Raw genomic sequence first — 24,192 nt, forward strand, 5'->3', positions numbered from 1 at the left:
CGCTATTTTCCCTCGTGTTCTTCTAACATGGCTGGGTGGTGCTTACGGGCCCAAGCCTTCGAGACTTTGCCGTAAAGCATCCCTGTGATCGAGCCTTCAATCCAGCAGGCCATCCATACGTGTACCACTAGGGATAACAGCATTAATATGCCGCAGGCCGAGTGGACTAAGGTGGCCCAATTGACGGCTTCTGCCGAGAACATGGGAGCAAAATAAGGTTGCCACATCATGATACCGCTGATCAGAAACGCCAGTACAAAAACCACAAAGGCGCGGAATAACATTTTCTGACCTGGGTTGTAGTGGCCCACGGGCGGAATGTTCTCTTCTTTTTGCAGTAACACCCACACCACGGCTTTCATCCAGGGCAAATCGTACTTATTCCACTTATTGTGCTGGTAATAGCGGATCAGCATCACCGCCAGCAGCAAACACATGGCGATCCCGAAGAATGGATGCATCACTTTTGCCAGTTGTGGGGTGCCAACAATGCCACTCAGCCACTGGAACGAAGGGTAAAAAAACGAGAATCCCGTTAGAAAGGTCACTAAGCCCACAAAGACTATGGTCCAGTGACATAGACGATCATCGAGCTTATGGCGCACTATCATCTCTTTATGACTCATTGCTTTTCCTCCTCTTTGACACCGGCATCAATGTAACCGGGTTGATCTTCTTCGACGATGTTGCGCCCTACCGCAATGCGGTGCATCAGGGCGAACGCCGCCGTTGCGAGCAAGCCTGCGGTGCCTAAAGGTTTGAGCCAATCTTGACGCCATTCGGTGGCGGCGGGGATTTGCGGATCCTTTGGCATACCATAGGTTTCGGGTTGTGTGATGTCGTGGAGGATCATCATCATATGCGTTCCGCCAACACCTTCGGGGTTATAAAGTCCCGCCTTGCTGAAACCACGCTCCTTTAACTGCTCGACGCGTTTTTCAGCATAGAACAACATGTCTTCGCGGGTACCAAAACGCAGTGCTCCTACGGTGCAGGTTTTAACGCAGGAAGGCTCTAGGCCAACGGCGAGCCTATCGGAGCACAGGGTGCACTTATAGGCTTTGTTATCTTTGGCGCTGATCTTAGGCACATTGAAAGGACAGGCACTGGCGCAATAGCCGCAGCCAATACATTTGTTCGAGTCAAAGTCCACTGTGCCATTAGCATGTTGCACAATCGCGCCGCTAGTTGAGCAGGCTTTTAAGCAGGCTGGATCGGCACAGTGCATACAGGCAGTGTGGGTAAATTGCCAACGCAACTTATTGTTATCCATCACTTCGTGATACTGCATAATGTTCCAGCTTTCGGGTGACAGTATCATCGGGTTCTGATAACTGCCTTGGAAAGTACCGACATCTTCACGAAGGTCATTCCATTCGGAGCAGGCAACCTGACAGGCCTTACAGCCGGTGCATTTAGTCGCATCAAACAGCTTAGTCACCTGCTGGACCGCACCAATGCGTGCTTGAGACGCGGGGGTGATGTCCGTGGTGCCTGAGATGCGGATAATATCTTGAGAAGCCATAATTAGAAGCCCTCCGCTTTGGCAATATTCACAAGGAATGCTTTATATTCAGGGGTTTGGGTGTTGGCATCGCCCACAGATGAAGTTAGCTCGTTGACGATATAACTCTTCTGCGTCAAGGCCTCGTAACTGCCATGGCGTGGAATACCAATGGTGTGGACTTTTTTGCCCTGAACCATCATGGGTTGGAGTCGTTTAGTGACATAGGCCTTAGTGACAATATGCGAGCGTTTAGAGCTCACTTTGACCCAATCACCGTTATTGATGCCCTTTTCTGCCGCCAAGGTTTCATCGATTTCGATAAAGTGTTGTGGCTGGGTAATTGCGGCCAGCTGGCAATGCGTGGTCCAGTTGTTGAAGTGCTCCGTCATCGAGTAAGTAGTGCCGACATAGGGGAACTCTTCGTTGGTACCAAAGCTTTCACGTAAGCCTTTGAACATCCGCGCCACCGGGTTATTGGTGACTTTAGGATGCAGTGGGTTACTCGCCAGTGGCGATTCGAACGGCTCATAATGCTCTGGGAATGGACCATCTTTTAAGTCACGCAGGGCAAATAAATGGCCAACGCCATCGGCTTGCATGATGAAAGGATGGGCCGAATCTTCCGCATTCAACTTGGCATTAAAGTCTGGCACATCAATGCCCTGCCACTTGTTGTCCTTGTATTCGAGCAGCACACGGCTAGGATCGCGCGGCTTACCTTGCACGTCGCAGGAGGCGCGGTTGTACAAAATACGGCGGTTTGCAGGCCAAGCGAATGACCAATTCGGGGTAATGCCTTTGCCGGATGGATCGCTATTATCGCGACGTGCCATGAGGTTGCCCGCTTCGGTCCACATGCCTGAGTAAACCCAAATACCGCATGAGGTTGAGCCATCGGCTTTTAACTCGGAGAAGCCATTGAGTAGCTTACCGGTCGTGAGATCATAGCCATTCATCTCCTGCGCGATTTCCTCGGAGCTGGGTTCATGCTCCATCGCATAATCCCATTTGATGGCTTCGATAGGCTCAGGTAAACGGCCGCCCTCTTCACGGTATAAACGTTTTAATTCCAGCATGATGCCAGAAAGAATTGCCGGATCAGATAAGGCTTCGCCGGGTGGATTGGCGCCCTTAAAGTGCCATTGTAACCAACGGCTCGAGTTAGCAATTGAACCACTTTCCTCAGCAAAACAGGTTGTGGGTAAGCGGAAGACTTCAGTTTGAATGCTGGTGGTATCCACATCGTTAAACTGACCCGCATTACGCCAGAAGCTGGAGGTTTCGTTTGCCAGCGCATCGAGCACTACTAAGAACTTCAGATTAGATAAGCCCTTAGACACTTTTTGCTTATCAGGCTGGGAGTTAAGTGCGTTGATACCTTGGATAAAGTAGCCATTAACTTCACCGTGAACCATCATGTCGATTTGCTTATTGATATCGTACTGTTGGTCCCACTTTGGCAGCCAGTCATAACCATAATCGTTTTCTGCGGTGGCATGATCACCGAAAAACGCTTTTAACAACGACACGGTAAAGGCTGGGTAATTGTGCCAATAGTTGGTTTGGTTTGGCCTTAAGGCTTTTGGGGTGTAATGGGCTAAATAGCTTTGTAAATCAACATCTTTATCTTGAGGCAGTTTAAGGTAGCCAGGTAATCCTTGGCACAATAAACCTAAGTCTGTCGCGCCTTGAACGTTTGAGTGACCACGCAGCGCGTTGACGCCGCCGCCCATGATCCCCATATTGCCAAGCAGCAATTGGATCATCGCCATGGTGCGGATGTTTTGCGCGCCGACGCTGTGCTGAGTCCAACCAAGTGCATACAGGAAGGTTGCGGCTTTATGGTCAACATGGGTCGCCCCAATTTGCTGACACACTTCAAGATAGGCGTCTTTCGGCGTACCCGTGATGCTGGACACTGTATCAGGATCGTAGCGATCAACGTGTTTTTTCAGCAGATTAATCACGCAGCGAGGATGACTTAAGCTAGGGTCAACCTTAGCGTAGCCCTCTTCATCTAACTCATAGAACCAAGTGGATTGGTCGTATTTATGGTTAGCTTCGTCGTAGCCACTGAATAAACCGTCGTTAAATTCAAAGTCTTCCCGCACGATAAACGTGGCGTTGGTATAGGCTTTGACATAGTTAAGGTTGATTTGCTGCGTCTCGAGCAGATAGCGGATCATGCCGAGCAGGAAGGCAATATCAGTGCCCGAACGAATAGGCGCATATAAATCGGCGACGGCGGCACTGCGGTTAAAGCGAGGATCGACCACAATCAACTTGGCGTTGTTATGCTCCATCGCTTCTGTCACCCAACCAAAGCCGACGGGATGTGCTTCTGCAGCATTACCACCCATCACAATGGCCAGATCGGTATTTTTCATATCCGCCCAGTGGTTAGTCATAGCACCGCGGCCAAAGGTGGGCGCCATTGCGGCCGGTGTTGGGGCGTGGCAAACGCGGGCGATGTTATCTATCCCTAGCATACCAATGGCACGACCGAACTTGTGGGTGATGTAACAGCCTTCGTTTGCTTGGGCCGATGAGGTCATCATGCCTAGGCTGACTAAGCGGTTAACGGTTTGCCCCTGGGCATTTTTCTCAACCAGATTGGCATCACGCTCGTCTTTGATGAGTCTTGCGATACGCTTAAAAGCCTCATGCCAGCTAATGCGCTGCCATTTATCCGAACCGGGTAAACGCACTTCGGGATATTTCAAACGGTGCGGGCTGTTTACATAGTCAACCAAGCCTGCGCCCTTAGGACACAGAGCACCGCGGTTAATCGGATTATCGGCATCACCCTCAATATGAAAAATGCTCTGCTCCGCATTCTTCCCGTTGCTGCTATGGCTGTACATCAACAAACCACAACCCACAGAGCAGTAGCAACAATTGTTACGCGTCTCTTTTGCGCGTAGTAATTTAAAACCTCTGACGGATGCAAATGCCTTTTCGGACATCAACCCCAGTGCAGAAATAGCAGAAGTCGCGGCTCCTACAGCACAGAGTTTAAAAAACTGTCGTCTATTCATTGTCATTTCACACACTCTCTTTTAATGTGCTCACAAGTTGCAGCGAATACGCTGCAGGCTTGAGTAGAGAACTTAACCCTACTCATGGTGCGAGTATAAAAAAGTGACTAATAATGACAATTTCTAACAGGTAATCAAAATCACATTAAGCCTTCAATGGAATAAATATCTAAATAAAAGGATTTGTTGCGAGGTTACAAGATTAATGCCTTTGATTTTCGTCAATGTATAGAATTAAATGCTTTTTATGATATGGACATTTTGATTGGCCATTTTGTCCACTTTGTACCAATTTCCGATGGGTGTAAATCTTATTGTTGATGCGCGTCACAAAAGTGGCGCCAGTTGCTCAGATTGTGAGTGAAAATACCGATTAGCTGCTTTTTGAGCAAGATCACAATTTAAGGTAAATGATTGGGGCAACAAAGGGGGATTTTACCTGAAATTACGGTAAATCGTTTTTGTCTAAGGGATTGGTGAGTGGCTGTGATAACAAGATTTACGCTAAAAACGCTGATCTAAACTTATAGCTGCCCGCCAAAACGAGGGCTGTTTACACCATAAATACCCTGTAATGGGTAGATAAACACATCGCCTGCTTGCGGCTCTTGGTCTAATTGCGATGCGTCAAGTGAGTGTTTGGCACTGGTGACTATCAGTAAATCACGCTTTTCGCCGCCAAAAGCAATGCTGGTTGGGTGGGTAACGGGCAATTTGAGAATAAGATCGACTTCACCATCGGGACGATAGCGCACTACCTGGCCACCGCCCCACTGGGCATTCCAGAGATAACCCGCCGCATCGACATCTGAACCATCAGGGAAAATATGATGGCTCGTGCTCGCAAAGAGGCGCTTACGACTCAATAACCCCTGCTCAATATCAAAATCATATTGATAGATTTGGTGTTTTGGCGAATCAGCATGGTAGAGCGTTCGCCCATCCACGCTCCAGCACAGGCCGTTGGAGATTTCGAGATTTGTAAGGTGTTGGTGGCAATGCCCTTTCTCATCTAGACAATACAGGGCTGCGGTTTGTTGCAAAGTATCGCGCTGCTCAACCATAGTGCCCGCCCAAAAACGCCCTTGCCTATCAATGCGACCATCATTAAAGCGATTGCCAGCAAAATGAGATTCTGGCTGCGCCAACCATGTCAGGCTTTGATCTTCAATATCATAGATTGCAATACCGATATCGAATGCGACGATAAGTGTTGTAGGCTTTGCCGTGAGGCCAAAGGAGCCGACGCGGTGCGGCATGGGGAAAGTCTCTAAGGAGCGGCTCGCGAGATGAAAACGATAAATCACAGAGGATAAAATGTCGGTCCACCAAATAGATTGGTGTAAATCATCCCATAGCACACCTTCACCAAGGCGGTTGCCCACAGGGATTGTCATCAACAGATCGCCAACCGTGACCGTTTGCATGATTTACTCAAGACGTCCTTTTACCCAGAATGGCCTTATTCTTAAACAAGGCGTTGGCAGACGCAAGGGCAAAAGGAAAAGATAAATGTTTCTTTCTATTTAGCTTTTATTTTGTGGTGCAGATTTGCTGAGGACAACTAGTGCAATGCCACCGAGGATGGCACAGGAGGCTAGCAGTAATCGAAGGCTTAGGGGTTCACCCAGCAATAGCACTCCGCCAACCGCGGCAATTAACGGCACACTCAACTGTACAGTGGCGGCGTAGGTGGATGACAATAAAGGTAAAATGGAATACCAAATCGCATAACCTAAGCCTGAAGCGATGGCGCCCGAGGCTAACGCATAGATAATTCCCATCTGACTTACTGCTAAGGGATCTCGAACTAATAACATTAATAACAGTGCCATCGGCACAGTGCGGATAAAGTTGCCTGCACTGACAGGAATGGGATGCTTGGCTCCCTTACCCTTAATCGAATAAATCCCCCAAGCGACCCCAGCGCTTATCATCAGCAATGAACTCATTAGTGGCGGCGCCGACAGCCCAGGTAAAAGCAGAAAAATCAAACCGGCAGCGGCGCAGGCCAATCCAAGCCATTGTCTGGTATTAAAGATTTCTTTTCGGTACAGCCCATAGCCAATCATGGTGGCTTGTACGGCGCCAAAGAGTAACAGAGCCCCCATTGAGGCCGTCATATTGATATAGGCGTAGGAAAATCCGGCTGCGTAGACAAACAATGCCAAGGCTGAGCCCCAATGTCCCTTGGCCTCCAGCGCAGGTTTGTTAAGGCTTAATAGCCAGAGCATGATGGCACCCGATAACAACCGGATCAGGGTAAAGCTGCCCGCATCGATACTGCCATCCTTTAACGCGAGCCGGCAAAGTATCGAGTTACAGGCAAAGGCAAACATGGTGAGCGTTGTCAGCGTAAATAGACGAAAAACAGTCATTAGATTCCTTAGTCACGGATAACCAGAATTCAGTTACCATGCTGCAAACAATAAAAAAGCACCCGAATGGGTGCTTTCAGTATAGACAGCTAATCTCGATTATTGATTAGATTCACCAAATAAATCAGCTACATCTTGCTCAGTAATCGCTTCGTCATAGAACTTGATTTCATCGATTGCCCCTTTAAAAGGTGCATCCCAGAAGTTGACCCCAACCGCAAACTTAGTGGTCGGTACTGAGAAGATGTTCGGGAAGTTCGCGCCGGTAAACTTCAATTCACCATTGATATAGACCTTCACATCACCGCCATTCACAGTGTACGCCAGGTGCGTCCATTGGGATTTTGGCACCACAAAACCGGTTCTACCGTCGTACCATGCTGTGCCTGACCATAACACCATGCGCTCATAATCATTTTGACCGCCTGGTAAGACGCTGGTCCAGCTAGAATCAGTCGCATAACCAAACAAGGCTGTAGTGTACTTATTCAGCTGCTCAGGGTTGAGCCACATTGACACTGAATAGGTGTAGTCTTTGATAAGGTTATTCGGCAATACAATACCAGAGGCACCATCAAAGACCGCCGCCTTGCCTACCGCGCCATCCACATAGCTGATTTTACCGCCTTCAACGCCAATCAGGTTACCCACTACAGTGCCCGCGCCGAAGTTAGCGGTACTGTCGTTAAGATTGTCTTCAAAGCTGTAGACTGCGACCGGTGTTGGCGGCGCCTTAGATTTAACGGTGGCGGAGAAGACTTTCGTCTGCGTCGCTTGACCGAGTTTTAAGGTTGCCGTGAGGGTCACCACCTTATCGGTTTCCTCACGGCCAGGCTGATTGACTGTGCCGCGGGTATCGATAATGGTTGGATCGGAAGAGACCCAAGTAATTGCCGAAGCATAAGGACCCGTTACTGGCAGTTCGATGTTTTCACGCACCGCCGATAAGTCGCCTAGCTCCAGAATGGCCGTTGCTGAAGACAAGAGTTCACTGTCGGCTAACTTGTCGATATCGAGGGCTTTGACTTCTTCAGCCGTTAATGCCGCTTCATATACTTTCAGCTCATCGATAAGGCCGTTGTATGGCAGATCCCAGTAGTTAACACCAAGACCGAAAATACCCTGTGCACCCGTATAGTAGTTGGCAAGGTTACCGCTACTGAAGCGCTCAACCCCGTTGATAAAGACTTTAACTAGCCCTTTATTGACGGAGAACGCTAGATGCGACCAAGTGTTTTCAGCGATGCGCTCACCGGTGACACCATCAAACCAGGTCTCCAGCACTGAGCTGCCGCTGGTATCGATATTATGGCTCCAGAACATGGTATTGCCGTCCCAGCCCTGTGGCAGCAAGCTGACCCAAGTATTAGAGAACTTGCTACCATCTTCAGCGGTTTGCTCGTTAACTGCGCCGAAGAATGCCGTGGTAAATCCTGTGATAACCGCAGGACTTGCCCAGAAAGACACTGTGTACTCGTAGCTGGAGATAATGCCCGATGGCAGTAACACCCCGTGGGCACCATCTAATGAGAGGGCTTGTCCTTCAAAACCTGTGGCGTAGCCAATGGCATCACCTGCTTTGTAGATCCTATCGCCAGTGGGTTGACCATCACCAAATAAGCCTAAGGAATCCTTGAGGTTATTCTCGAAGCTGTACTGGGCAATACGGTTATAGGTTTTACGGGCAAATACGGTGATTTGGAAGGTTTTAGTCACCTTCTTACCATTGACCATGATCGTCGCGGTTAAGGTGACGACCTTATCGCCCTCGCCCACGTTGGGTCGGATAATGGTGCCATCGGCACGGATCACTGACTCGTCGCTCGATTGCCACTCGATAGTTGATCCACGGGTACCTTGTGTCGGTAAGGCGATTTTACCTTCGGTAGCTTCGGTCGGCAGGCTAATGCCGTTTGCCGATGCCGTTAAAATTTCCTCAGTGGTTTTATCGGTGAGCTTCACGCCCCAAATACTCACCCCATCATTAGAAATGGCGCTAAATGTCGGCATGAGTTTGTTTTGCTCAGGATCCCATTGCCAAGCGAGTACGCCTTCAAAAGTGCCTAAATTGTCTAGCATTAAGGTGATTTGGTTGTCATCGCCCTGTTGGTATGTACCAGTCACATCGCCAGAAACACTGCCTTTATCGGTCCAAGTACGGGATAACTTAATGTGCAGGGAGGTGTGCGCCGCCGTATTGATATCTTTTGCGTGATTAATGAATTGATAATCACCAGTGACATCGATTTCATCGACAATGTTATCGCCGTTGTTCGGTGCATAACGCTGTGGTGAGGCAACTAACCAACCATCGCTGTTGAGAAATAGCTCATGCACGCGCACGCTGTGACCTTCGCCGGTATCGGGGAAGCGCGTATGGAATACTAAGAAGTATTTGCCCGTTTGTGCATCATAAAAAGCGGAGTTGTGGCCGGGTGACAGGTAACCGTGATCATGACCCACATCGCCCGGGTGGGCCACAAATTGGAAACCGCCCATCAGTTTGACGCCATAGTCGGCGATATTGCCTGCGGCTGTTGCGCCAATCATGTCCAGACCCGCAGCATCCACATAGGGACCGTTAGGATTTTTTGAGCGAGAGATACGAATGTTGTAACCGTCTTTCTGGGCGAAGCCACCAAAGGAGGTAAACATATAATAGTATTCTGATTCAGGGCTATAGATAACATAGGACCCTTCAATCGCACTGTAGTTGCCGCCCATGATCTTAGTGCCATAGCCCTGATCCGCTAACGGTTTACCCGTTGCTGGATCTAACTGCATCACCCAGATCCCGCCGGAATAGGAACCATAGGTCATCCATAGACCGCCATCTTTATCGTAAAACACGGCTGGATCGATAGCGTTAGGGTCGACAAAGCCATCGTAAATTTGACCGTTTGCGCCAGGGTTTTCAGCCCCCTCTTGACCTGATTTCAGGATCAAGCCTTGGTTAACATAGGGACCGAGAATATTGTCCGAGGTGGCCATCCCCAAATAGGAGCGCGATACGCAATCAATCTTATCAGGGCCGCCACAGAAGTCGTAATAGAAATGGTACTTACCGTCGGCAAGCTTTATCACATCCGGTGCCCACGAACCAACAAAGCCGCCCGTCCATGCTGTGCCTTCCGCGATTTCTGACTCATAGGTATTAAACAGGCTGCTCTTTGCTGCACCATCCGAGGCAATTTGTGTCCAGTTCATCAAGTCTGTAGAACTGGCCACCGCCAAATGTGAGCCGAAAACATAATAGGTGCCATCGGTATCTTTAATGATGGAAGGATCATGAACTACTGCGTTTTTGTAGCTCACCTCACCTGCAATTGTTGGATCTGCCGATGTCACCGGGGCTGGAGGGGTAAAGGTATTTGTGTCGTTCGCACTGTAGCTGCTGTCGTCCCCACCACAGGAGGCTAGTGCCATGATCAAGCTTGCTGACACGAATGAGCGTTTAAGCACCATGAGCGTCGTTCCTTTTATTGTTGTGTTTGATAATTAGGTTAGCGTGTATCAATGTATCAAATGTAAAAGTAATACAATACTACTGTAACACTAAAGTTACATTAGCATTCTGGGGATAGAAGTAAATATCTTGTGACAGAGATTTGTGAGATTTTGCAAAACATTTGACGTTAAGGTCAGCTTGCTGGGTCTGTTGTGCCTATTCAATTCAGGTCGTGTTTTCACCACTAAACCATCATTATTTTCAATTAATTCATTTTATTTCATATGGATAAATGTGATTCATCCCATTTTCCGCATTTTAACGAAATGTGATCTTGCTTTCCTATTGCGTCAAACAGTGAGTTGACATGTAAATAGTCATACAATATGATTTTAACAGTTGTGATAAATTCTTAACCTCGCCCGTTGGAGCGTAATTGACTTAACGCGGCGCACTATACGCTACAAAATAGGCTACAAAATTCTAAATTTTCAGGGACACTGTGGGGATGTCCGTGACTCTGAAGTGGAATAAAAAAGACCGGGACGTCAGATGGTGTCTTAGGCTACCGGGTCAAATAATAAAACTACCGGAGATTAACTAGATGTTTAAACAGACTTATTTGGCAAGTGCTATTCTGCTTGCTCTTGCTAGTCAAGCGACGTATGCGGCAGAAACTGAAGCGACACAATCGCCTCAGGCAGAAGAAACGGCACAGCCCTCTTCTGGCGGCAAAGCGCAAAATAATAATGAAGAGATGGAGATCATACAGGTTCAGGGGATCCGCGGTAGTTTAAATAAAGCGGTAGAACTTAAACGTCAAAACATTCAAGTTGTCGATGCCATCGTTGCCGAAGATATTGGCAAATTCCCAGATAATAACGTGGTTGAAGCCTTACAACGGGTAACCGGTGTTCAAGTGACTGACCGCGCGTCTGGTGAGGCGAATGTTGTCAGTATTCGTGGTTTAACGGATGTGACGACCACAGTGAACGGCCGTCAAATCTTCACCGCAACAGGCCGCTCAGTTGCTATCGCCGATATTCCCGCCGCACTGCTTGGCAGTGTTGAAGTCTTTAAAACCCGTTCTTCTTCTCAAGTGGCCAGCGGTATTGCGGGTCAAATTGATATCCGCACCCATAAGCCTTTCGATTTTGAAGACAGTAAAGTCTCAGTTGCTGCTAAAGGCATCTATTCAGACCAACCCGATACTATCGACCCTAATTTCAGTGCATTAGCAAGTAACCGTTGGGATACCAGTATTGGTGAAGTGGGCGCTTTAGTTAACGTGTCTTATATCCGCACTAACTATAAAGATGAAAGTGTGTCACCTGGTGCATCCTTCCCCTACTTTGTTGAAGATGGTACTCGCATTACCAGTGGTTGGAACGTGGGTTCTGCCCATGGTATCGATACCAGCGCTGGCGCCACCATCGATGGCAAAGAATATCTACTGGCTCGCGATGCGATGTTTGGCAACATTCTCGAGGGCGAGCGTGAACGTCCTGCGTTTAATATCTCATTGCAATGGGCGCCAAATGATAGCTCTGAATACACCTTCGAAGCCTTCTACAATGGTTATCGCAATGAAAGTTTTAACTCAATGTTGTTTAGTTTTGTTGATTCTCCTGCGAACTGGCAGCAAGTGATCCAGGATGGGATTGAAGTGTACGATGGCACCAATGTGGTGAAATCGCGCACCGCATACAATGCCTACAACTTCACCAGTGGCGATCACTCTAAAGCCAGCACAGATAGCTATGTCTTCGCCTTAGGGGGTAAATGGGACATTACCGACGAGTTCCAATTAAAGTCGGAAGTGGTTTATCAACAGAGTACCTATGAGAATGAATTTACAGCAATGCGCGGTGATGCAACGGTTTATGGTGTCGAGATTGATGCTAATGCCGACGATGGTATCCCAAGCTGGAGTTATTTAGATAATCCCGATACTGTACTCGATGAGTCAGACATGACAAATCCAGATCTATGGCAAACAGCTGATTTCTTTGATAATGGCAGCAAAGACGAGGGTGATTCCTTGTCTTGGACAATGGATGGCAGCGTGTATGTGGATTATGCCATTTTCACTAAAGTGCAATTTGGCGCTCGTTATGAAAAACGTGGCGCTACTAACTTCAGCCGCACTGTCAGTAGCGCTAAGAAAATTGCCTATGCTGATTTAGATCCTTCCATGTATATGGTGACATCGGGCTTCTTTGAAGGCCGCGCGAATGTGCCTGACTCATGGGCAGTAATCAATGGTTATAACCTATACAAAAACCGCAGTGAGTTTGAAAAGCTTTGGGGCTTCGAAGCCAGAAAGTTACAACTCATGAAAACCTTTGATATCTCTGAACAAGCTTGGGCTGGCTACCTGATGGCTGACTTTGATACTGAAGTCTTTGGTAAGCGTTTAGATGGTCAAATGGGTGTTCGCTACGAAGGCACTAAAGCGGATATGGACTTCTTTGACAATGATGCCAAAGACGCTAATGGCAATGTTTATACCGCCATTAGCAGCGACACCACTGACAGCTCAAAATTGTTACCTAGTTTAGTGATGCGTTACTGGTTAACGGATGATTTTGTTGCGCGTTTCGCCTATACCGAAACCATTCGTCAACCCGCCTTTGCGGATCTGAACTCTTTCACCTATTACGTACCTGACTTATCTAAGACAAATTATGGTTCTGCCAGTGGTGGTAATCCTGATTTAGAGCCTGTGACCTCTAAAAACTATGACTTCACCCTCGAGTATTATTTTGGGAATGGCAATTCGATTTACGGTACTTATTTCCGCCGCGATATTGAAGGTTTAGTATATAACTCTCTATCGACCACGCTCTACGACTATGATGGCGATGGAGTAGATGAAACCTATATCCTAAGTCGTCCTGGTAACACTTCTAACGGTAAGTTAACGGGCTTTGAATTAGGTGCAGTGTACTTCCCCGAAGGATTACCTAGTCTGTTAGACGGTTTAGGCGCTCAGCTTAGTGGGACACTGCTGGATTCTTCACAGGATATTCCTGAATATAACACAGGGACGGGTGAGCGAATTGGTGTTACAACCCGTGATATGTTTGGGGTATCAGACGAGTCTTATAGTGCCGTGTTGATTTACGATAAGGATTTCTTCAGCGCGCGTATGTCTTATACCTGGCGTAGTGAGTTCTTAAACTCCTATGATGCTCCTAACTTTGCCATGCCTCGCGGTATCTATCGTAAGCCTGAGCAGTCATTGGACTTCCAGTTAAGCTACAACATCAGCGATGACTTAGTCGTGAGCTTCGATGCGACTAACCTGCTGGACGATGTGTATCAGGAATACTATGAGGATTCGACCCTATTCAACCGTACGAACAATATCTTCACTCGTACCTTTGCTCTGGGCGTTCGTTACTCCTTCTAATTGACCACTGTTGTTTAAACCGAAAAAGCTAATCCAGTGGATTAGCTTTTTTTGCTTTTCATCTAGATGTACAGCGAAAGCTTTAGCCGCGAAGAACTCGTTGGCCATCAAACTGCTTTTGTCTCTGAGCAAGCTTTGCTAGTTTAAGGATCCCACTCTTCCTCGAATATTGACTATGCATACCGCCTGGTTCGACTTTACGCTGATCCCTATCGATATCTTTGCCCTGCTGACAATTATTGCGGCGTTTACTTCGTTTTTTACCGCCTGCTTCGGGATTGGTGGTGGCGTAATGTTATTAGGCGTGATGGCGCAAGTCCTTCCGCCTCAAGTGATAATTCCCCTCCATGGCGTGGTGCAATTGGGCTCGAATCTGGGCCGCGCCCTATTAGGTTGGCAGCATGTGCAGTGGTGGCTTATCAGTCGTTTCTTACCCGGCGCGCTCGTTGGCGCCGCCTTGGGGAGCTTAGTGTTAGTCGCATTGCCGCCAAAGGTCATGTACCTCACCATAGCCCTGTTTATTTTGTACTCCTGCTGGGGACCGAAAATTCCCCGTGTGGTGCTGGGAACAGCCGGGACGATAATCGCTGGTGCGTTAACTACCTTTATCTCGTTATTTGTCGGCGCGACAGGTCCCTTAGTGGCGGCCTTTATCAAACAATTAGACATTGACCGTTTTCGCACTGTCGCGACCTTTGCGATGGCGATGTCGTTGCAACATGGCGTCAAAATTATCGTTTTTGAGGGGCTGGATATTCCTATCCTGCCGTGGTGGCCGCTGCTACTTTGCATGATTTTAAGCGGCGCCTTGGGAACCTGGCTTGGCTTTAAGATGTTAGCGCGGGTGACGGATAAACATTTCGGCGTCGCCTTTAATTGGGTGCTGACACTGCTGGCGATACGTTTATTGTGGCAGGCCTTCGTGGGATAAAACTTGGGATAAGAGAGCCTGAATAAAAAAGAGCAGCAGATGCATACACAACTACTGCTCTGGTGCCGAGCAAACAAGGCTCAACCAAGATGCCGTTAAGCGACCTCAACTTAAACGACATTACAAGCACGCGTTTAGCCACCGCCGTGGTGATGCTCAGTTATTTAGAGGGATGAATTATTTCACCTCTCTAAAATAGAACTGTTGTGAAATGGTGTTTTTCCACACGTCTTCCACTATGTTATCGCCATTGGCATAGGATCCATTGGCCACTTTCATGGACGAACCGCCCTTGCGTGACACTAGCCTTAATGAGCCATTGGGCATCAACTCGCTACGGAACTCACTGTCGATTGCATTACACGCCCCTAGCTCCAGATTACCTTCGTTGGTCACAAGGCATTGTTGCGCCTTGTTGTTTGAAAGTTGGATGGATTGCAGACGGTAAAATCCATCGGTTGTCGGCATTGCTTGCCACTGCTGACAGGCATCGCCGGTGTATTCAAACTGAGCCACATTGGCATTAGGTTTAAGCTGACATTGTTCGGCGCTGACCACTCGGCCGCTATGGGCGTTGACTATGGCAAATGTTGAGACTGGCTCAATCCGCCAATCGGTGCATTCACTGACACGGTTTTCGCCCGCAATCACCTCGGCACCGGCCTTTTTACTGCAATTTTTCGCCTGTAAATTACCTATGGAGCGATCGTTTGCAAAGCGGAACCAGCCTTCACGAGTCGAATCCACCGACCAACGCTGACAACGTGAGGCGACCCAAGGCGCCGTATTCAGTGCCGTTGAAGACTCATCTTGGCACTGAGCCTGAGTTAAAAAGGTTCCCTGCCCCACATTGGCAAAGCGGTATAGGCCATCGTTACTCGGGTCGATAACCCATTGACTGTTGTCATCCTCGCACTTACCGATACTGACCTGGCCCTTGGCATTGGTCACGAGGCATTGACCGATTTCACGGCTCACGATGCGGTATTTTACGCCTTCCACTTGAGTGGTTATCGGGCCAAACTCGCCACTTGGGACGGGCAATTGCTTTTTATCCGCCATCGGTTCGCCAAATTTAGGCAAGCCTTTGTTATCCCATGTAAAGGGTTGAGCACGTGCCGCTCGGGTACCACTACAGCCGTCGGAGGCCGAGGAGTTGCCATGGTATATAAGCCAATCTTCTTTCCCATCGGGTGACTTGAAGAAACCATGATGCCCAGGGCCATAGACGCCATTGGCTTTGCTAAAGAAAGGTTTGTCGTACTTGGTCCATGCGGCGGGATCCATAGGGTCGTCACCGGTGAGTTCGACCACGGCTAAGGAATAATCCTCAGTGTTACAAAAACTTGCCGAGTGAACTAAGAAGGTTCTGCCCTCGTGCTGAATGATCTCTGGGCCTTCATTGACGTTTAAGCCTGATTTTTCCCAGTCGTGAATAGGTGCGGTAATCACCTTATGTTTGCCCTCGACGGTCCAAGGGTTACTCATCTTGGCAATCAAGTTCACTTGATCTTGGCCGTGCCATTCGGACCAGAGAAAATATAACTGGCCTTTATACTCCAAATAGCTGCCGTCGATATTCCAGTGATCGGGCATTGGCGTGCCCTTAAACTGGTATGGCCCCATGGGGTCACTGCCTTCACTCTCGAGGATATGGTTACGCTGGCCATCGAAGTTTTCTGCCACGCCCGAGGTGTAAATCACATACCAACGTAATCCTTGCGCAGTTTGCAGAGGGTGGAATTCGAATGCCCAAAAATTACAGCAGTTGGACTTATCGGTGCCGCTCCAAATATTGTGGGCTGGCGCATCGGCAAGCCCTGCAATGGTGGGCGATTTACGCATCACCAGCTCAGAGGTCCACGTGGTGGTGGTTAGATAATAGTTACCATTGTGGTATTCGAGCCAAGGATCTGCACCGTTACGAAATAACGGATTGGCGAAAGTGGCTGCGGTAATGCGGTTTTCATCCGCGCCCTTCGCACTCTCTGCTGCATGTAGGTTACCTTCCCCCAAGCAGGTCGCACTAAGTCCCATGGCCAACGCAAGCGTAGCCATTCGTTTGTTGATTGTGTGAGTCATTATTATTTTGTTCCTTCGGGTACAACTAATACGCTCTGGTATTGATTGAGCACCTTAGGATCGACCACGGGCCAACCTTGGCGCCAGCTCAGTTCCGCCATCTTGAGTTTTTGTAAGCCATTATCGGCGGATTCATAGGCATGAAAGACTAAGTAATCTTTACCATCGAAGTTATAAACACTGTTATGGCCCAATCCAGGCCAGTCCTTAGTGCCTTTCAGTAATACTGAGCCACCGCCCTGTGCCATGTCTTTGCCCTCTTTATCAAGGTAAGGCCCAGTCACCGTTTTGGCTCGGCCCACGGCTAAGTGATAGGTGCTGTCATCCCCACGGCAGCAAAGGCCATAGGAGACAAAAAGGTAGTAATAGTCATCTTTTTTATAGATAAAAGGCGCTTCGATTTGTGCTGGGCCCGGTTCGGTTTCACCAAGCAATGCCGGGCGTTCTAACTTGGCTAAGGTGTGCCATTCTTCAGGCTTGGCAATGGAGATAAAGTCTGGGTTGAGTTTGACCAGTTTTAACCCTTGCCAGAAGGAGCCAAAGCTCATCCAAGGCGTGCCCTTTTCATCGACAATAATATTGGGATCAATCGCGTTCCATGCATCACGATTTGGCACAGATTGGATAACGATGCCTTTATCTGTCCACTGGTAGTCCTTCGAGTTTTTGTCGAGGGTTTTATTGACTGTCACGCCAATGGCCGAGGTGTTTTTACCAAAGGCAGATACCGAGTAATACAGATAGAACAAGCCGTTATGCTCAATGATATCCGGCGCCCATAAATGGCCGTTAAACCCAGATGCCACCTTACTCGCCCAGCTAGGTTCGGTCTCAAATACTCGACCCGCCAGCGTCCAATGGATTTTATCTTTTGAGGAATAATAGGTAATGCCAGGGCCAGTGCTAAAGAGATAATACTGTCCGGCCTCTTTCGCCATCACAGGATCATGAATACTCACCTGCTTGGCACTTACTTGGCCTAGAGTTGCCAATATGCCTAGCAGCGCACAATTGAGCATCTTAAAGTGACGTTTTAGGGCTGTTTTCGGTGTGATTCTTATGGCTGGCATTAATTCTCCTTATTACCTCATCCTATTTAATAAAATAGCTATTATGCTATTGTATGATGAATTAAGTTATCATACTATCGGACAAAGAAGTAACAATCAAATGCAAAAAAATTAACAGGAGAAAAATGTGTTAACATTGCGGATGCGATAAATCGCAAAATAACACAATAACTCACTGTTTATAATAAATATAATAAGGATTTCTGATGAGTTCTCATAAATTGTCAGTCATTGAAAAGATCGGTTACGGCTCCGGGGACATGGCCGTTAACGTGGTGATTTCGTCAATGATGTTAATTATTACCTTCTTTTATACCGATATTTTTGGGTTAAAGCCCGCCGATGTCGGGATTTTGTTCCTGCTGGTCCGTCTTATCGATGCCATTACTGATCCTTTAATGGGCATTATTAACGATAAAGTGACGACCCGCTGGGGAAGATATCGTCCCTACTTCCTGTTTATGGCGATTCCCTTTGGTATTTCGGTCTTCTTAACCTTCTCAACCCCGGATTGGGATTACAATGCCAAACTTATCTGGGCCTATTCGACCTATATTCTGGTCACTATCATCTTCACCACTGTGACTATTCCATATATTTCGATTATCAGCGTGATCACCGACGATCCTAAAGAGCGGTTATCCGCCAACGGTTATCGTTTGTTCTTCGCTAAGATTGCCGCCTTTTTAGTGACCATTATCGTGCCTATGTTGGCGTCATCTTGGGGCGGTGAGAACATTGCCGCGGGCTATCAAAAAGCCATGGGCGTGATGGCATTGATGGCGACACTACTATTTTTATTCTGCTTTTTCACTACCACAGAGCGCGTGGCCTACAAGGTGGAAACTAAGCCTGTTGGCATGCAATTGCGATTATTGTTCAAAAACGATCAATGGTTAGTGTTAGTCGCGATTTGTGTGATTGGCACCATTGGCTATGTGATCCGCGGCTCGGTAGCAGCCTACTACGCCACCTATTACTTGGGCGGCGATGCGAAAATGCTCTCGGCATTCCTGTCGACCGGTGTGGGCGCTGCGATTCTGGCCATGGTCGCTTCAACTTGGATCACAAAGCGTTACTGCAAACTAAAACTCTTCCGCTATAGCCAAATCGTGGTTGGGATCTTAAGCGCCATCATGTTCTTTGCCGTGCAGCCGGGCGACATAGTGCTGGCCTTTGTACTCTACTTTGCGATTTCATTCGTGGTGGATTTACATGCGCCAGTCTTCTGGTCGGTGATTTCAGAGTCGGTGGATTATGGCACAGTCAAAACGGGCCACAGGGTCTCTGGCCTTGCTTTTGGCGGGATTTCATTCGCCCAAAAAGCGGGTATGGGCGCGGCGGGATTTGTGGTGGGTATGCTGCTGACCTACTTCAACTATCAACCCGGTGAAACCCAAAGCGAGTTTGCGTTGACCGGTATTTCGTTAATGCTGACGGTGATCCCTGGCGCATTCCACGCGCTGATGGGCTTACTGATGTTCAAATACAAGATTTCTGACCGCGTTTATGAAGAAATCAAACAGGCTTTACCCGAGCAGGCCCATTCAAGCCAAACGGACGCCAACCTGACGTCTAAGGCTCTAGCCTCTAGCTCTGAAGCCTCTGAGGCCGTAACGCCTAAGACTGCAGCGCCTCAAGTATCGGCGTAATCTATCTGCGATAACACCCTAAGCCCCTACCCAGGGGCTTTTTTATCACGCAAAAACTGAGTTAATCCAAACGTAAAACTCCAATCCGTATAATAAAGGGAGCCAAGATGAACACTGCCCGATTGTTTGGCCTTTGCCTGTTATTGCCATTAACTTGCCCATTCGTATCCCAGCCAAGTTTTGCTAGCCTTACCCCCATTCCCCTAAACGATGTGCGCCTCACAGCCGGGCCGTTTCTGCATGCCCAGCAGACCGATTTGGCTTACATCATGTCGATGGATCCCGAGCGACTACTGGCCCCTTACCGTAAGGAAGCGGGAATCGCGACTACCGCCGACAACTACCCCAATTGGGAAAATACGGGCCTCGATGGCCATATCGGTGGGCATTATCTATCGGCATTGGCCCTTATGTATGCTGCTACGGGCGATCAGGCGGTGCTTGAGCGACTCAACTACATGGTGGCCGAGTTGGAAAAGTGTCAACAGGCCCATGGCAATGGTTACGTGGGTGGTGTCCCCCATGGAGACAAATTATGGCAGCAGGTCGCCGCTGGTCATATCGAAGCGGATCTGTTTACGCTCAACCAATCATGGGTGCCTTGGTATAACCTGCATAAGGTATTTGCCGGCCTGCGGGATGCCTATCTTTATACTCAAAATCCTACGGCGAAGAAAATGCTCGTCGGTTTTGCCGATTGGATGCTGGATTTAAGTCGCAATCTAACTGATGAGCAGCTGCAGCTTATGCTGCGCACTGAATACGGTGGCTTAAATGAAACCTTAGCGGATGTGTACAGCATTACTGGTCAAAACAAATACTTAAATCTTGCGAATCGCTATACGGATCAAAGCCTGTTACAACCCCTGTTGCAGCATCAAGATAAACTGACGGGCCTACATGCCAATACACAAATTCCTAAAATTGTGGGTGTGGCACGTATTGCCGAGCTCAGTCATAACAAGGCCTGGTTAGAGAGCGCCGATTACTTTTGGCAGCAAGTGGTACACCAGCGCACCGTTTCCATTGGTGGCAATAGTGTGCGCGAGCATTTTCATCCCAGCGAAGACTTCAGCAGTATGCTCGATTCGGTCGAAGGCCCTGAGACCTGCAATACCTACAACATGCTGAAGCTGTCTAAATTACTCTATGAAAACAAACGTGATTTACGTTATATCGATTACTACGAGCGTGCGCTCTACAACCATATCCTCTCGTCCCAGCATCCGCAAACTGGCGGCCTAGTGTATTTTACGCCAATGCGCCCAGACCATTACCGCGTCTATTCCTCGGCGCAGGAAAGTATGTGGTGTTGTGTCGGCTCAGGCATTGAAAACCATGCTAAATACGGCGAGCTCATCTATGCCGAGGAGGACAACAATCTGTTTGTGAACCTGTTTGTCGATTCCGAGGTCAACTGGAAAGCTAAGGGCATCAGCCTTAGCCAAAAAACTCAGTTTCCCGATGACAATACTTCGCAGATGATTATCCATCAGGAAGCGGACTTTACCCTCAATCTGCGCTATCCCACATGGGCTAAGGGTGACGTGACCGTGAGCATTAATGGCGAGCCGCAAAGGTTTACACCGACTCAAGGGCAATATATTCCCTTAACACGGCAGTGGCGCAAGGGCGATAGCGTGACTATCACCTTACCCATGGACATTAGTCTTGAGCAGCTACCCGATAAAACCGCCAATTACTCAGTGCTTTATGGACCAATTGTGTTAGCGGCAAAAACGGCGCCTATCGCCAATGAAGCCTTAAACTTTATCGGCGATGCCAGTCGCATGGGGCATATTGCCAGTGGCCCTATGTGCGAACCCAGTCAGGCGCCGATTTTTATCAGTGATGGTACCCGCTTTTTAACCGATATCCGCCGTGAGCCCATGAGTCAGCTGCAATTTACCACGGGGAAAGCCCGTACAAATCAAGCGAGCCCCATCACGCTGATCCCCTTCTTTCGCCTGCATGACAGCCGCTATACCTTGTATTTTGGCCAGAGTGCTCCTGATGAATGGCAACAGAAACAGCAAGAGTTAGCTCAAAAAGCCCAGATGGAAGCCAAGCTGATGGCGCAAACCTTAGATAGTGTGCAGCCCGGAGAGCAGCAACCTGAGTCGGATCATTTCTTTAAGGCATCAAAGAGTGAAGCGGGCATTAATGGTAATCGGCATTGGCGCCATGCCGAGGATTGGTTTAGCTATCAACTCGATGCCAAAGGTGAACCGCAACCCATATTACGCTTAACTTACTTTGGCTTGGATGCTGGGCGACGTTTCGACATTTTGATCAACGATAAACGCCTTGCCGAAGTCACTCTGCCTGCCGATAAGGGGCCGACATTTTACGACGTAGACTACCCTATTCCCGCCGACATGCTTTCGGATAGCACTGTGCCCTTCAGGGTGAAATTTGTGGCAAAACCGGGCTCGATTGCTGGCGGTTTATATGAGGTGCGCCTACTAAAAAGTGAGCCAAGCTCGACTCTGTAAGCGAGCATCCCGAGCGCATGTAGGCACTCGGGCTTAAAACACTGATTCAGATAAGGGAAAGTGAAACGCTTTCCCTTGTTTTTATCCCCTAACCCAGAGTTTCTGCGCTTGGCACTACCTAATGTTTGCTGGTGGCCCTATGCGACTCGCCGTAAATAACAGTCACTAGCCGTCAATATTTCAGTCAGCATTTCAGTCAATATTGAGTGGGACCTCGTCGGTAATAGACGAAATAAGCCAATTGAGTTGAAAATTTTTGTTGGCAATATTCAGCGCCATTGCTGATAAAAACTAGCGATAATCTCTTTATCATTACAATTTTGAACAAAATAATCGATATCAGCATCGCTTTGATCGCCAAACCAAACGGAGAACAATATTGCCTGCGGGTTTAGCGGGCGCATGGCTTTAACCTCATTGAGCGCCCTGACTAATATGGCGTACAAGGCTTTAAGGTAAGCATCGTATGCCTCTTCGGACTCGAGCGCCTCAGCGTCTTCTTGCAGCAATTGCAGTTTGTCGTTAATCGCCTCTAAAATATCTTCATTTTCATTGTGATGTGGAGAGTCACAGGCCGACCAGCGCAGCGTTTGCTTAAGCTGTGCGAGGGATTTATGCAGAAATCGATCATCGTTTTGATATTGATCTGCGGCGGCCGTCAGGCCTTCCTCGGTGAAAAGGGTGACGCCTAAATATTCCACTAAGGGCGTACTGTATAGGCAAAAACCGTAGAGGGTCTGCACCGGATATTGTGACAGCCACCAATCGTAATATTTCGCAAGTGCCTGGGTGAGTTCTTGAGCAAACTCATCCATTCTTGCTTCAATATTTGCACTAAGTTTGTCCTTGTTTATCGCCATTTCCCTACTCCTCGAACTTGGCAAAATCATCATCACTGATATTCACTTCCACACGCAGGCAGTACTTCTGCCCACCATCTGAATGCTCGCGCGGCAATATAACATCATTAGGTTCAAAGGTTGAATCGGTTAAGTGATTGAAATAGCGACTGGAATAGCTTGTTGTGCGTGCGAGCCTAAAAATCGCTATTCACCTAAGCAATAGCGCTTAAGTCAGGCATAAAAAAGCGGGGCTGCTGAAGCATGCCCCGCGGGTGTCACATCATTTATGGCGGCAAATGAATTAGTAGAGGTTGAACAAGGGGCGCCCGCTCTCATCAAATGACACCGCTAACGTTCGCGCATGGCGATTGGGATCATAGAGTGGATCTTTAATGATTTGCGCTAATGGACGGGTATCTGTCTTTGGCACCACGCTAGGATCGCCCACCGCATGTTCATAATCACGGGCATGGTAAACACAGATGGGCGTTACACCATCTTCTGCCACGGTGAAACTGTTATGACCAGGGCCGAAGATTTGTTTGTCGACATCCGTGCACAGCACTGGCTGGCGGGTTTTCTTCCAGGAGTTACGATCGAGCAGATCAGCATGCTCATCGGCTTCCATATAACCCATGCAATAACAAGCACCTGTCGCGCTGGCTGAGAAGGTAATGAAGATTTTCCCCTGATGTTTAAGTACAGCAGGCCCTTCGTTAACCCAAAAATCGACGCGCTCCCAATCGTAATCTGGGGTGGTGAGCATAAATTGCGCCGTCTTTAACTTGATGGGCGATGCCATTTCCGCAAGATACAGGTTGGATGCCGCAAATTGTCCACCGGTTTTCTCCGCCCAGCAGAAGTAGCGCTTACCGTTGTTTTCGAAAATGGTCGCATCTAAGGAAAAGTCGATAAATGATTTATTATCACCCTCGGCCGCCTGCATCATGCCAAGTTCAATCCATTCATCATTTAATGGATCTTGTCCTAGACACTCAAGCACATAGGGGCGTAAGGCCCAAATATTTTCCTCTTCGCTGGCCGCAAAGTAGATGTACCATTTGCCGTCGAGATAATGGATCTCGGGCGCCCACACGTGGCGGCTCATTGGGCCGCTTTGGTGTTTAAACCAGATATCGAAGGTTTGGGCGTCTTTCAAGCCGTCTAAGGTCTTGGATTTACGCAGTTCAATCCGATCGTAGGTCGGAACAGAGCCCGTAAAGTAGTAATAACCGTCGCTATGTAGGTACACAAAGGGATCGGCGCGCTGCTCGACGAGGGGGCTGTTTGTTGCTCTTATCATGGAAAACCTGTCTATTTCGATTACTTAAGTG

The 24,192-nt window shown here is 48.3% G+C and carries 14 protein-coding genes; 4 read left to right on the plus strand and 10 right to left on the minus strand.

The genetic code is table 11. The annotated features are described in order from the left end of the window. Positions 1 to 2: 2 nt before the first annotated feature. The 6 genes from ACUZ8J_RS10510 to ACUZ8J_RS10535 form a co-directional block, all read right to left on the minus strand. Entirely contained in the window at positions 3 to 626 is a 624-nt protein-coding gene (locus ACUZ8J_RS10510) for a formate dehydrogenase subunit gamma (RefSeq protein WP_446693782.1), read from the minus strand. Next, the gene (fdxH, locus tag ACUZ8J_RS10515; protein WP_133181055.1) at positions 623 to 1,525 is read right to left on the minus strand and encodes a formate dehydrogenase subunit beta; all 903 of its coding nucleotides are present in this window, start codon (positions 1,523 to 1,525) and stop codon (positions 623 to 625) included. The genes ACUZ8J_RS10510 and fdxH overlap by 4 nt, the downstream gene beginning before the upstream one ends. A gap of 2 nt (positions 1,526 to 1,527) precedes the next feature. Continuing rightward, entirely contained in the window at positions 1,528 to 4,545 is a 3,018-nt protein-coding gene (fdnG, locus tag ACUZ8J_RS10520) for a formate dehydrogenase-N subunit alpha (RefSeq protein ID WP_446693783.1), read from the minus strand. Positions 4,546 to 5,069: 524 nt separating this feature from the next. Then, positions 5,070 to 5,972 carry an SMP-30/gluconolactonase/LRE family protein gene (locus ACUZ8J_RS10525; RefSeq protein WP_446693784.1) on the minus strand — a complete coding sequence of 301 codons (903 nt, stop codon included), beginning with the start codon at positions 5,970 to 5,972 and terminating at the stop codon, positions 5,070 to 5,072. A gap of 99 nt (positions 5,973 to 6,071) precedes the next feature. Continuing rightward, a complete protein-coding gene (locus ACUZ8J_RS10530) occupies positions 6,072 to 6,923 on the minus strand; it encodes a DMT family transporter (RefSeq protein WP_446693785.1) in 852 nt (283 codons plus the stop codon). 99 nt (positions 6,924 to 7,022) lie between these two features. Next, the gene (locus tag ACUZ8J_RS10535; RefSeq protein WP_446693786.1) at positions 7,023 to 10,388 is read right to left on the minus strand and encodes a LamG-like jellyroll fold domain-containing protein; all 3,366 of its coding nucleotides are present in this window, start codon (positions 10,386 to 10,388) and stop codon (positions 7,023 to 7,025) included. A gap of 587 nt (positions 10,389 to 10,975) precedes the next feature. Here ACUZ8J_RS10535 and ACUZ8J_RS10540 point away from each other — a divergent pair. Further along, positions 10,976 to 13,786: a TonB-dependent receptor gene (locus ACUZ8J_RS10540; RefSeq protein WP_446693787.1), complete on the plus strand. Its 2,811-nt coding sequence runs from the start codon at positions 10,976 to 10,978 to the stop codon at positions 13,784 to 13,786. Positions 13,787 to 13,961: 175 nt separating this feature from the next. After that, positions 13,962 to 14,717, plus strand: a complete 756-nt coding sequence (locus ACUZ8J_RS10545) for a sulfite exporter TauE/SafE family protein (RefSeq protein WP_446693788.1) — start codon at positions 13,962 to 13,964, stop codon at positions 14,715 to 14,717. Positions 14,718 to 14,894: 177 nt separating this feature from the next. On the opposite strand, the gene ACUZ8J_RS10550 is transcribed toward ACUZ8J_RS10545, so the two are convergent. Together ACUZ8J_RS10550 and ACUZ8J_RS10555 are read right to left on the minus strand one after the other, a co-directional pair. After that, the gene (locus ACUZ8J_RS10550) at positions 14,895 to 16,799 is read right to left on the minus strand and encodes a family 43 glycosylhydrolase (RefSeq protein ID WP_446693789.1); all 1,905 of its coding nucleotides are present in this window, start codon (positions 16,797 to 16,799) and stop codon (positions 14,895 to 14,897) included. 2 nt (positions 16,800 to 16,801) lie between these two features. After that, the gene (locus tag ACUZ8J_RS10555; protein WP_446693790.1) at positions 16,802 to 17,869 is read right to left on the minus strand and encodes a family 43 glycosylhydrolase; all 1,068 of its coding nucleotides are present in this window, start codon (positions 17,867 to 17,869) and stop codon (positions 16,802 to 16,804) included. Between the two features lie 206 nt (positions 17,870 to 18,075). Here ACUZ8J_RS10555 and ACUZ8J_RS10560 point away from each other — a divergent pair, with 206 nt between their 5' ends. Together ACUZ8J_RS10560 and ACUZ8J_RS10565 are read left to right on the plus strand one after the other, a co-directional pair. Then, on the plus strand, positions 18,076 to 19,521 hold the full coding sequence (locus ACUZ8J_RS10560) for an MFS transporter (RefSeq protein ID WP_086904285.1): 1,446 nt from the start codon (positions 18,076 to 18,078) through the stop codon (positions 19,519 to 19,521). Positions 19,522 to 19,628: 107 nt separating this feature from the next. Further along, positions 19,629 to 22,016: a beta-L-arabinofuranosidase domain-containing protein gene (locus ACUZ8J_RS10565; protein WP_446693791.1), complete on the plus strand. Its 2,388-nt coding sequence runs from the start codon at positions 19,629 to 19,631 to the stop codon at positions 22,014 to 22,016. Positions 22,017 to 22,285: 269 nt separating this feature from the next. On the opposite strand, the gene ACUZ8J_RS10570 is transcribed toward ACUZ8J_RS10565, so the two are convergent. Then, a complete protein-coding gene (locus ACUZ8J_RS10570) occupies positions 22,286 to 22,876 on the minus strand; it encodes a DUF4303 domain-containing protein (protein ID WP_446693792.1) in 591 nt (196 codons plus the stop codon). A gap of 283 nt (positions 22,877 to 23,159) precedes the next feature. Further along, positions 23,160 to 24,161 carry a family 43 glycosylhydrolase gene (locus ACUZ8J_RS10575; protein ID WP_011622757.1) on the minus strand — a complete coding sequence of 334 codons (1,002 nt, stop codon included), beginning with the start codon at positions 24,159 to 24,161 and terminating at the stop codon, positions 23,160 to 23,162. Positions 24,162 to 24,192: the final 31 nt, after the last annotated feature.

The organism is Shewanella sp. Koi 1 (assembly GCF_052907445.1).

What these genes read in the sequence shown, in the direction of transcription:
- ACUZ8J_RS10510 (WP_446693782.1), bottom strand. Translation starts at nt 626, where the DNA reads ATGAGTCATAAAGAGATGATAGTGCGCCATAAGCTCGATGATCGTCTA.
- fdxH (WP_133181055.1), bottom strand. Translation starts at nt 1,525, where the DNA reads ATGGCTTCTCAAGATATTATCCGCATCTCAGGCACCACGGACATCACC.
- fdnG (WP_446693783.1), bottom strand. Translation starts at nt 4,545, where the DNA reads ATGAATAGACGACAGTTTTTTAAACTCTGTGCTGTAGGAGCCGCGACT.
- ACUZ8J_RS10525 (WP_446693784.1), bottom strand. Translation starts at nt 5,972, where the DNA reads ATGCAAACGGTCACGGTTGGCGATCTGTTGATGACAATCCCTGTGGGC.
- ACUZ8J_RS10530 (WP_446693785.1), bottom strand. Translation starts at nt 6,923, where the DNA reads ATGACTGTTTTTCGTCTATTTACGCTGACAACGCTCACCATGTTTGCC.
- ACUZ8J_RS10535 (WP_446693786.1), bottom strand. Translation starts at nt 10,388, where the DNA reads ATGGTGCTTAAACGCTCATTCGTGTCAGCAAGCTTGATCATGGCACTA.
- ACUZ8J_RS10540 (WP_446693787.1), top strand. Translation starts at nt 10,976, where the DNA reads ATGTTTAAACAGACTTATTTGGCAAGTGCTATTCTGCTTGCTCTTGCT.
- ACUZ8J_RS10545 (WP_446693788.1), top strand. Translation starts at nt 13,962, where the DNA reads ATGCATACCGCCTGGTTCGACTTTACGCTGATCCCTATCGATATCTTT.
- ACUZ8J_RS10550 (WP_446693789.1), bottom strand. Translation starts at nt 16,799, where the DNA reads ATGACTCACACAATCAACAAACGAATGGCTACGCTTGCGTTGGCCATG.
- ACUZ8J_RS10555 (WP_446693790.1), bottom strand. Translation starts at nt 17,869, where the DNA reads ATGCCAGCCATAAGAATCACACCGAAAACAGCCCTAAAACGTCACTTT.
- ACUZ8J_RS10560 (WP_086904285.1), top strand. Translation starts at nt 18,076, where the DNA reads ATGAGTTCTCATAAATTGTCAGTCATTGAAAAGATCGGTTACGGCTCC.
- ACUZ8J_RS10565 (WP_446693791.1), top strand. Translation starts at nt 19,629, where the DNA reads ATGAACACTGCCCGATTGTTTGGCCTTTGCCTGTTATTGCCATTAACT.
- ACUZ8J_RS10570 (WP_446693792.1), bottom strand. Translation starts at nt 22,876, where the DNA reads ATGGCGATAAACAAGGACAAACTTAGTGCAAATATTGAAGCAAGAATG.
- ACUZ8J_RS10575 (WP_011622757.1), bottom strand. Translation starts at nt 24,161, where the DNA reads ATGATAAGAGCAACAAACAGCCCCCTCGTCGAGCAGCGCGCCGATCCC.